We start from the raw sequence: 9,449 nt of genomic DNA on the forward strand, positions 1-9,449 counted from the left end.
CACGTGAGTGGGACCGGGCCGACGGCCGGAGGGTCAGCCCTCCGTGGGCTCCGCGATGGCCGTGGCCTTGCGCGTACGACGGGCCCTCGGCTGGGCCTCGGCGGCCTCCGCCGTGTCGACGGCGGCCTCGGTCTTGGACGCGGCGGTCTTGCGGGTCCGGCGCGGCTTGGGCTCGGTGGCCTCGGGCTCCTGTGCCGTCTGGGCCGGGATGTCCGCGCTCTGGGCGGGCTCGGTGGCCTTGCGGGTGCGGCGGCGGGGCGTGGCCTCGGTGCCTTCGGCCGTGTCGACGGCGGTCTCGGCCGCTGCCGCGGTCTTGCGCGTGCGCTTCGGCTTCGCCTCGGCGGCCTCGGTCGTGTCCACGGCCTCCTCCGCGGCGGCAGCAGCCTTCCGCGTGCGGCGACGCGGCGTGGTCTCCGGCGTCGTGGCCGGGTCGGCGGGGGCCTCCGCCTTCGCGGCCGTCTTCCGGGTACGGCGCGGCTTCGTCTCCGCAGGCTCCGGGGCGGACTCGCCGGCCCCCTCGGCCGTGTCGACAGCCGTCTCGGCCGCGGACGCGGTCTTGCGGGTGCGGCGGCGCGGCGTGGTGGCGGGAGCCTCGGGCTCGGCGGTCACCGGGGCGGCAGCGGCGGCCGTGACCTCGGCGGCGGCCTTCGCCTCAGGCGCGAGCGTCGTCTCTGCGGGAGCGACCGCCGTCCCCGCGGTCGCGGTCTCCACCACCGGCGTCTCCGCCGGAGCCGACCTGCGGGTGCGCCGGCGGCGCGACGTCGCAGGAGCCTCGGCGGCCTCCGGGACCGTGCCCTCCGCGGTCGCGACGGCGTTCTCCGCCGGCGCGGAAGCGGCCGGCTCGACCGCCGTGACCTGTGCCTGCGCCGCCTCGGCCGGAGCCCCGCCGCGGGTGCGGCGACGGCGGCGCGGGGTGCGCGGCGCCGTGTCGGCCTCCACCTCGGCGGTGCCGTCGGCGGCCGGCGTCTCCGGAGCGGTGGCGCCCGCGGAACCGGGCTCCCCGTCCAGGAGCGCTCCGCCGCGCGTCCGGCGACGGCGACGCGGCGTACGCGGGGACCGCTCGCGGTCGGCCGAGCGGGACTCGTCCCGGTCGCTCCGGCCACCCCGGACGCCGCGACCGCGAGGCCCGCGGCCGCCCGGCTCGCCCAGGTCCTCCAGCTCCTCCGCCTCCAGGCCGGCGCGCGTGCGCTCCGAGCGCGGCAGGACGCCCTTCGTGCCCTCGGGGATACCGAGGTCGGAGAACAGGTGCGGGGAGGTCGAGTACGTCTCCGGCGGGTCGTTGAAGTCCAGCTCCAGCGCCTTGTTGATCAGCTGCCAGCGCGGGATGTCGTCCCAGTCGACCAGCGTGATCGCCGTACCCTTCGCGCCCGCGCGGCCCGTACGGCCGATGCGGTGCAGGTACGTCTTCTCCTCTTCCGGCGACTGGTAGTTGATGACGTGCGTCACGCCCTCGACGTCGATACCGCGCGCGGCGACGTCGGTGCAGACGAGGACGTCCACCTTGCCGTTGCGGAAGGCGCGCAGCGCCTGCTCGCGGGCGCCCTGGCCGAGGTCGCCGTGGACCGCTCCGGAGGCGAAGCCGCGCTCCTTGAGCTGGTCGGCGAGGTCGGCCGCCGTGCGCTTGGTGCGGCAGAAGACCATGGCCAGGCCACGGCTCTCGGCCTGCAGGATGCGCGCCACCATCTCGGGCTTGTCCATGTTGTGCGCGCGGTAGATGAACTGCTTCGTGTTCGCCACGGTCTTGCCCGCGTCGTCCGGCATGGCGGCGCGGATGTGCGTGGGCTGCGACATGTAGCGGCGGGCGAGGCCGATGACCGCGCCCGGCATCGTGGCCGAGAACAGCATCGTCTGGCGCCGTCCCGGCAACATGTTGATGATCTTCTCGACGTCGGGCAGGAAGCCGAGGTCGAGCATCTCGTCGGCCTCGTCGAGGACCAGGCACCGGACGTGCTTCAGGTTCAGCTTCTTCTGCCCGGCGAGGTCGAGCAGCCGGCCCGGGGTGCCGACGACCACGTCGACGCCCTTCTTCAGGGCCTCGACCTGGGGCTCGTAGGCCCGGCCGCCGTAGATCGCGAGGACGCGCACGTTGCGCACCTTGCCCGCGGTCAGCAGGTCGTTGGTGACCTGCGTGCACAGCTCGCGCGTCGGGACGACGACGAGGGCCTGCGGGGCGTCGGTGAGGTCCTCGGGCTCGGCGCGTCCGGCCTCGACGTCGGCGGGGACGGTGACGCGCTCGAGGAGCGGGAGGCCGAAGCCCAGCGTCTTGCCGGTGCCGGTCTTGGCCTGGCCGATGACGTCCGAGCCCGACAGGGCCACGGGGAGCGTCATCTCCTGGATGGGGAAGGGGGTGACGATGCCGACGGCCTCCAGGGCCTCGGCGGTCTCGGGAAGGATTCCGAGCTCTCGGAACGTGGTAGTCAGGGTGCTGCCTCTTCTGTGTGGGCGGCGCGAGGCGAGCGCGGGGGTCGTGTCGGACCGTGCCGGGGACGTCCGCTGCCCAAGGGCGGGCCGTAAGGCACGGGACCGCGCCGACGCTCTAGCGCTCATGCCGCTGAGGGTGTCCCTCCGGATTCCCTGCGCACAGTGCCGCAGGGACGGGAGAGCTGTCGGGTCGGAGCCGATCGGGCCACCGACCGGGCATCCTCATACGTGCGGCCTGTCGAGGTACGTCGACGTACCAGCAGGAGCATTACCACCATACCCCGGAATCGCGCACACGCGATGGCCGATTCGGTCACGTAGTCGTAGTCACAGTGGTTGACCAGGGCCTTACGTCTCCCGGTAAGCGGGCTATTGTGCGCTTCATGACGAGCTCTGACACGCCTGAGAACTCCTCGGACACCACCCCCGCCGCACCCACCGGAGTCGCCGCCGGCGACTGGGCCACCGCCTCCGCCGATCCGCAGTACCGTGCCGCGGTCGTGGACCTGCTCGGTGCGCTCGCCTACGGGGAGCTCGCGGCGTTCGAGCGGCTCGCGGAGGACGCCAAGCTGGCGCCGACGCTGGAGGACAAGGCGGAGCTGGCGAAGATGGCGTCGGCCGAGTTCCACCACTTCGAGAGGCTGCGCGACCGGCTCGCCGAGATCGGTGAGGAGCCCACGCGCGCGATGGAGCCGTTCGTCGCGGCGTACGACGGCTTCCACAAGCAGACGGCCCCCTCGGACTGGCTGGAAGGTCTGGTCAAGGCCTACGTCGGCGACTCGATCGCCAGCGACTTCTACCGCGAGGTCGCGGCCCGCCTGGACTCCGACTCCCGCGACCTGGTGCTGGCCGTGCTCGACGACACGGGGCACGGCGGCTTCGCGGTGGAGAAGGTGCGCGCGGCGATCGACGCGGACCCGCGGGTCGGCGGACGGCTCGCCCTGTGGGCGCGGCGGCTGATGGGCGAGGCCCTGTCGCAGTCGCAGCGCGTGGTCGCCGACCGGGACGCGCTGTCGACCATGCTGGTGGGCGGCGTCGCGGACGGCTTCGACCTCGCCGAGGTCGGCAAGATGTTCTCCCGGATCACCGAGGCGCACACCAAGCGGATGGCGGCGCTGGGGCTGGCCGCGTAGCGGTCTCCGGCGGGGGCGCTCGGCGACGACGCGCCCGCTCAAGTGGACCGTGCACCGTGCGGCGGTCCGCGGCGGGCTCGGTCGAGTGGAAACTGCGGCGCTCCTCGCGGAGGACGGCGGGCGCCTCGTCGTCGGCCGGGCGCGGAGTTCACCGCGCTCCCCGGACGCCTGCCGGCCTCGGCGGCCGGCCGACGGCTGAGGCCCGCGGCTACGCCGTGGCCGAGTGTCGGCGCAGCCGGCCCGCGGGGCGCAGCAGCAGCGACAGCGAGGCCACCGACACGATCACCCCGCCGAGCAGGACGAGCAGCAGATGTCCGGCGTCCAGCGCGCTGTGCATGACGAACGCCCCGAACAGCGCACCGGCGACGCCGGTCGACAGGACGAGCTGGCGGGCCGGCAGACGGTGCGACAGGCGGTGCGTGGCCGCCCAGGCCAGAGCGAGGCCGAGAATCGCGGAGCTCAGCGCTTCCAGGAGCATGTCGGGGGTCCCTCCCACACGGCCGGCCTGCCCAAATCGGTCGTAGCCCGTCTTACCCCTGGCCTGCGAAATCCAATCCACTTCTGTGAGCGGCCTGTGCGCCATCCGTGGAGGGACCCGTCCGGCTGAGGGAGGAGCGGAACGCGGAGGGGGCGGGACGGCCGACAGCCGTCCCGCCCCCTCCGCGACGCAGGCGCCTACAGCGCGCCGAAGCCCACCTTGCGCGGGGCCGGCTCGCCGAGCTCGACGTACGCGAGGCGGTCGGCCGGCACCAGGACCTTGCGGCCGTGCTCGTCCACGAGGCTCAGCAGCGGCGTCTTCCCGGCCAGGGCCTCGGAAACGGCCCGCTCGACCTCCTCGGCACTCTGACCGCTCTCCAGAACGATCTCGCGGGGCGCGTGCTGCACGCCGATCTTGACCTCCACGGCTATGTCCCTCCGACGGTCAGTGATGTGCGCGATCTTCCGCGCCGTACGCAGCACACATTAGCCCGGTGAGGGGACGTACATGCTCCGTCCGAGAACGCCACGAGCGAACAACGGACGGGAACAGCGAGCACGTCCGTGCGCACGAGTGCCGTACGCCGTCCCCCGCCCGCTGTCCGTCAGTGCTGCTGGTCCGCCCCGTGCAGCGGGAAACCGGCGATGCCGCGCCACGCCAGGGACGCCAGCAGCTGCACCGCCTGGTCGCGGGGCACGCTGCGGTCGCTGTGCAGCCAGGAGCGCGCCACCACCTGGGCGAGTCCGCCGAGGCCCGAGGCCAGCAGCATCGACTCGGCACGGGACAGGCCCGTGTCCTCGGCGATGACGTCGCAGATGGCCTCGGCGCACTCGTTCGTCACCTTGTCGACGCGCTCGCGCACGGCGGGCTCGTTCGTCAGGTCCGACTCGAAGACCAGTCGGAAGGCGCCGCCGTCGTCCTCGACGTACGCGAAGTAGGCGTCCATGGTCGCCCGCACGCGCTGCTTGTTGTCGGTCGTCGACGCGAGCGCGTGGCGGACGGACTGGATGAGCGACTCGCAGTGCTGGTCCAGCAGGGCGAGGTAGAGGTCGAGCTTGCCCGGGAAGTGCTGGTAGAGCACCGGCTTGCTGACGCCCGCGCGCTCGGCGATGTCGTCCATCGCCGCCGCGTGGTAGCCCTGGGCCACGAAGACCTCCTGGGCGGCTCCCAGGAGCTGGTTGCGTCGGGCACGGCGCGGCAGGCGTGTGCCCCGCGGGCGAACCGCCTCTGTCTGCTCGATGGCTGTCACGCCGCCTCCCATAGTCGTCCACGTGCGGATCTGGCCGCGTCGCCATCGTACTTTTCGGTAACCGTGGTGTGCGCGGTGAGAGCGCAGAATTTCACGGACCGGACGGTTACGAAAGCGGTGGAGAAGGTTTCAAACGAGGACGGGGCGGGCAAAACGCGGCCCCCTTCCTGTTCAGTGACTCCGTCGCCCTGTGGCGGCGTACGTCACCGGTAGTCGTCCTCGTCGAGCGAGACGACCCGGGCCTGCTCCGCGAGGTCGGCCTCGTTCGCGCGGTCCGGATCGACACCGGTCAGCGGGTCGTCGCGGTCCGGCGCGAGGTCCGTGTGCTGCTCGGCCGCGTCGACCTCGGGCGCCTCGACGTCCTCCGTCGTCTTCTCGGTCTCGGCCTCGAAGGTCTCCGGGTCGGTGGGGTCTACGGCCATGCTGGGCTCCCTTCCTACGAACGTCCCCGGGGATGCAGGGGCCACACGCGGGTGCCCTCTGCCCGAGCCTAGGAGACACCCGATCCGGACGCCATGCGATCCGCGTCCGGTACCTGACGCAGCGCGCATCCCGCCGGCTGCCACCCCTGCCGGTTACCTCGACGTTCTTTCCTGCGGTGTTCCGGCTGTCTCTCCTACTGCCTCACGGGTGCCACCTCATGCACCACCCAGTGCCTCCCATGGGGTCGATTCCTGTGACGGCGAACACATGAGCCACTACGTGATCGTCTCGTAACATTGCCGCATGTCTTCGACCGAGCTGCCGTTCGTGCCGCCCGCCAATGTGCTGCCGAGGGTGGGGGTCGTCAGGGTCGCGGAGGGGGAGCGGCTGAGGTCGGTCGACCTGCCCGGGGTCACCCTGTCGGTGCGGTCGCGTCCGCCCGCGCGCGATGACCTGCCGCCCGCGCTGTACGTGCACGGGCTCGGGGGTTCCTCGCAGAACTGGTCGGCGCTGATGCCGCTGCTGGAGGACGTCGTCGACAGCGAGGCGGTCGACCTGCCCGGTTTCGGCGACTCCCCGCCCCCGGACGACGGCGACTACTCCGTGACCGGCCACGCGCGCGCGGTCATCCGTTACCTCGACGCCTCCGGCCGCGGCCCCGTGCACCTGTTCGGGAACTCGCTCGGTGGCGCCATCACCACCCGTGTCGCCGCCGTCCGGCCCGATCTCGTCCGTACGCTCACCCTCGTGTCGCCCGCCCTGCCCGAGATCCGCGTGCAGCGCTCCGCCGTGCCCACGGGGCTGCTGGCGGTGCCCGGCGTCGCGCTCCTGTTCACCCGGCTCACCCGGGCGTGGACGGCGGAGCAGCGGGTCCGAGGTGTCATGGCGCTCTGCTACGGCGATCCCGAGCGGGTGACGCCGGAGGGCTTCCACCACGCCGTGCAGGAGATGGAGCGGCGGCTGCGGCTGCCGTACTTCTGGGACGCGATGGCGCGCTCCGCACGCGGGATCGTCAACGCGTACACCCTGGGCGGCCAGCACGGACTGTGGCGCCAGGCCGAGCGCGTCCTCGCACCGACCCTGCTCGTCTACGGGGGCCGCGACCAGCTCGTCGGCTTCCGCATGGCGCAGAAGGCCGCCCGGGCGTTCCGCGACTCGCGGCTGATGACATTGCCGGACGCCGGGCACGTGGCCATGATGGAGTATCCGGAGACGGTGGCCCTGGCGTTCCGTGAACTCCTGAAAGACTCGGGAGAGTTGGGTACGCGGCGGGCTTGGGGAGCGCCGGACGAGAGCGCATCGGACGCCCGCGCGGGCCGCGCCGTCGACCAAGAAGGCACCGACGAGAGCATGGGGGGCTGAGGCGCGAGTGGGACGCCACAGCCGCCGCGGACCCGCCGCCAAGGGCGGTACCGCGGGGACAACCGAAGGACCGGACGGCGGCCGGGCCGGCACCTCACCGGGGCCGAGACCGGGCCGGGGTCCGGCATCTGAGCCGGGCCGGCAGGGCAGGACGGCAGCGCCGCCGCCCGGGCCGAGGCCCGGCCAGGGCGGCTGGCCGCCGCCGGTCTCGGGGCCTCGCCGGGTGCCGGGGCCGCGTCCCGCACCCGGGCTCGGCGAGCAGACGGACGGTTTCGGCGGGTCGGCGGACGGGTTCGTCGGGCCGAGGGACGGGTGTGGCGGGCCAGTGGACGGGTTCGTCGGGCCGGTAGACGGGTTTGACGGGCCGTCGAGCGGCTCCGGTGCGCCTCAAGGGCCCCCGGTGCCGCCGTTCGGCCCCGGTGGGTCTCCGAGGGGGGCCGGTGGGCCGTCGTTCGCGCCTGGTGGGTCTCCGCGCGGAATGCCTCGGCAGGGCACGCCTCCGCAGAGCGCGCCCCCGCAGGGCATGCCAAGGCAGGGCACGCCTCCGCAGAGCGTGCCTCCGCAGAGCGTGCCTCGGCAGAGCGCGCCTCCGCAGGGCACGCCACGGCGGGGCACGCCACGGCAGGGCATGCCTCCGCAAGGCACGCCCCCGTACGGGATGCCGCGTCCGCCCGACGGCCGGCTGCCGGACGGGGCGCCCGCTCATGGCATGCCGCGGCTGCCGGACGGCACGCCGGCCCGCGGAGTGCCGAGATTCCCCGACGGCACTCCCGCGCAGGGTGTTCTGCGGTTCCCGGACGGCACTCCCACGCGCGGGGTGCCGCGTCCTGCCGACGGCACGCCGGCCCGCGGTGTTCCCCGGTTCTCCGGCGGTGCATCCGCGCGGGGCGCGCCGCGACTGCCCGACGGGACGCCGGCGCACGGTTTCCCGCAGGTGCGTGGAGGCCACCCCGAGCAGCGGGAGGCCGGGGGCGGCTGGGGTGAGCTGAGCGGCGGCGGCAGCGGCGGCGGTTCCGCCCCGGCCGGAGCGGGAGCCGACGCTCCCATACCCCGGCAGCGTCGGGCCTCTGCGCCCGACGAGCCGCGGCAGGACCATCCGGACGCCTTCGACGAGGAGGACGACGTCTTCGCGCCCCGTACGCCCGCTTCCGCGCACGCGGCGGACGCCCTCGCGTCCGTCACGGAGTGGAGCGCGGGCACCCCGGCCGACGCCCGCTCCGACGCCCATGACGGCGCGGAGCCCAGCGGTGCGCCCGCGCCGGGCAAGGGGGGCAAGAGCCGTACCTTCACAGGGATCGCGGCCGCCGCCGTCACGACCGTCCTGGCCGTCATCGTCGCCGGTCAGGTCGCCGAGGACCCGGGCGCAGCCGACGTGCAGTCGCAGTCCGCCCCCGACCAGTCGCGCGACGTCCGCGACGCCGCGTCCCGCGCGGACGGCCGGGCGCCCGCGCCCGAACCCGGCGCCAAGCCGCTGACGTACAGCCAGAAGATGGATCGGACGTACCCGCTCGACGTCGGGATGAAGGGCTCCGGGAAGTTCGACGCCGTGCCCGGCATCGCCAAGGCGCCCGGTGCGGGGCAGAAGTTCACCTACCGCGTGGACGTGGAGCAGGGGCTCGGACTCGACGCCGGACTGTTCGCCGAGGCCGTGCAGAAGACGCTCAACGACCGGCGAAGCTGGGCCCACGACGGCGCGCGGACCTTCGAGCGCATCCACTCCGGCGAGCCCGACTTCGTCATCACCCTCGCCAGCCCCGGCACCACCGCCGACTGGTGCGCCAAGTCCGGCCTGGACACCACCGTGGACAACGTCTCCTGCGACTCCGCCGCGACCGAGCGCGTGATGATCAACGCTTATCGGTGGGCGCAGGGCTCGGAGACCTACGGCGACGAGATCCACGCCTACCGGCAGATGCTGATCAACCACGAGGTGGGGCACCGCCTCGGCTACGGCCACGTCACGTGCGACGAGGACGGCGCGCTCGCCCCGGTCATGCAGCAGCAGACGAAGTTCATCGATCACGACGGCATCGACTGCCGCGCCAATGCCTGGCCGTACCCCAACAGTTGACGGCCCGTGTGGCGACCCGTGTGTCGGCCCGTGTGTCGGCCTGTGTGATGGCCCGTGTGTCGGCCCGTGTGTCGGCCCGTGTGTCGGCCTGTGTGATGGCCCGTGTGTTGGCTTGTGTGCCGGCGGCGCCATGAAGATCTGTGTCCGAATGATTTCTTAGCGCGACGGAACGCGTCCCGCGCAGGAAAGTTACGACCGTTCACCCCTTTTGGTGGGGGGGGGGGGCAACCGCCGGCGCCCCCCGCCCGAAGCCGCCCAAGAGTGGGGCCCCGTAGGCCGCCGGGCCCCCTCGGGGCCCAAACACGGAGGTGC

The 9,449-nt window shown here is 73.4% G+C and carries 8 protein-coding genes; 3 read left to right on the forward strand and 5 right to left on the reverse strand.

Annotated features, from left to right (window positions below; translation table 11 throughout):
* Positions 1-33 precede the first annotated feature (33 nt).
* Entirely contained in the window at positions 34-2,328 is a 2,295-nt protein-coding gene (locus ACFW6P_RS05415) for a DEAD/DEAH box helicase (protein ID WP_386422989.1), read from the reverse strand.
* Positions 2,329-2,804: 476 nt separating this feature from the next.
* On the opposite strand from ACFW6P_RS05415, the gene ACFW6P_RS05420 reads away from it, so the two are divergent.
* Positions 2,805-3,554 (forward strand): ferritin-like domain-containing protein, encoded by a 750-nt coding sequence (locus tag ACFW6P_RS05420; protein ID WP_386360120.1) that lies wholly within the window; start codon positions 2,805-2,807, stop codon positions 3,552-3,554.
* A gap of 208 nt (positions 3,555-3,762) precedes the next feature.
* Here ACFW6P_RS05420 and ACFW6P_RS05425 read toward each other — a convergent pair whose 3' ends face one another.
* The 4 genes from ACFW6P_RS05425 to ACFW6P_RS05440 all read right to left on the reverse strand — a co-directional run bounded on the left by ACFW6P_RS05425 (position 3,763) and on the right by ACFW6P_RS05440 (position 5,703).
* On the reverse strand, positions 3,763-4,032 hold the full coding sequence (locus ACFW6P_RS05425; protein ID WP_386360117.1) for a hypothetical protein: 270 nt from the start codon (positions 4,030-4,032) through the stop codon (positions 3,763-3,765).
* 197 nt (positions 4,033-4,229) lie between these two features.
* Positions 4,230-4,457 carry a DUF3107 domain-containing protein gene (locus ACFW6P_RS05430; RefSeq protein ID WP_386355450.1) on the reverse strand — a complete coding sequence of 76 codons (228 nt, stop codon included), beginning with the start codon at positions 4,455-4,457 and terminating at the stop codon, positions 4,230-4,232.
* Positions 4,458-4,636: 179 nt separating this feature from the next.
* Positions 4,637-5,281: a TetR/AcrR family transcriptional regulator gene (locus tag ACFW6P_RS05435; protein WP_386355452.1), complete on the reverse strand. Its 645-nt coding sequence runs from the start codon at positions 5,279-5,281 to the stop codon at positions 4,637-4,639.
* Between the two features lie 203 nt (positions 5,282-5,484).
* The gene (locus ACFW6P_RS05440) at positions 5,485-5,703 is read right to left on the reverse strand and encodes a hypothetical protein (RefSeq protein WP_386355455.1); all 219 of its coding nucleotides are present in this window, start codon (positions 5,701-5,703) and stop codon (positions 5,485-5,487) included.
* Between the two features lie 304 nt (positions 5,704-6,007).
* Between ACFW6P_RS05440 and ACFW6P_RS05445 the strand changes: the two genes are divergently transcribed.
* Both ACFW6P_RS05445 and ACFW6P_RS05450 read left to right on the forward strand, forming a co-directional pair.
* Complete coding sequence (locus tag ACFW6P_RS05445; protein WP_386355458.1) at positions 6,008-7,066, forward strand: alpha/beta fold hydrolase; 1,059 nt, start codon at positions 6,008-6,010, stop codon at positions 7,064-7,066.
* Between the two features lie 934 nt (positions 7,067-8,000).
* Positions 8,001-9,137: a DUF3152 domain-containing protein gene (locus ACFW6P_RS05450; RefSeq protein ID WP_386422991.1), complete on the forward strand. Its 1,137-nt coding sequence runs from the start codon at positions 8,001-8,003 to the stop codon at positions 9,135-9,137.
* Positions 9,138-9,449 lie beyond the last annotated feature (312 nt).

The organism is Streptomyces sp. NPDC058741, assembly GCF_042746715.1.
GTDB lineage: Bacteria > Actinomycetota > Actinomycetes > Streptomycetales > Streptomycetaceae > Streptomyces.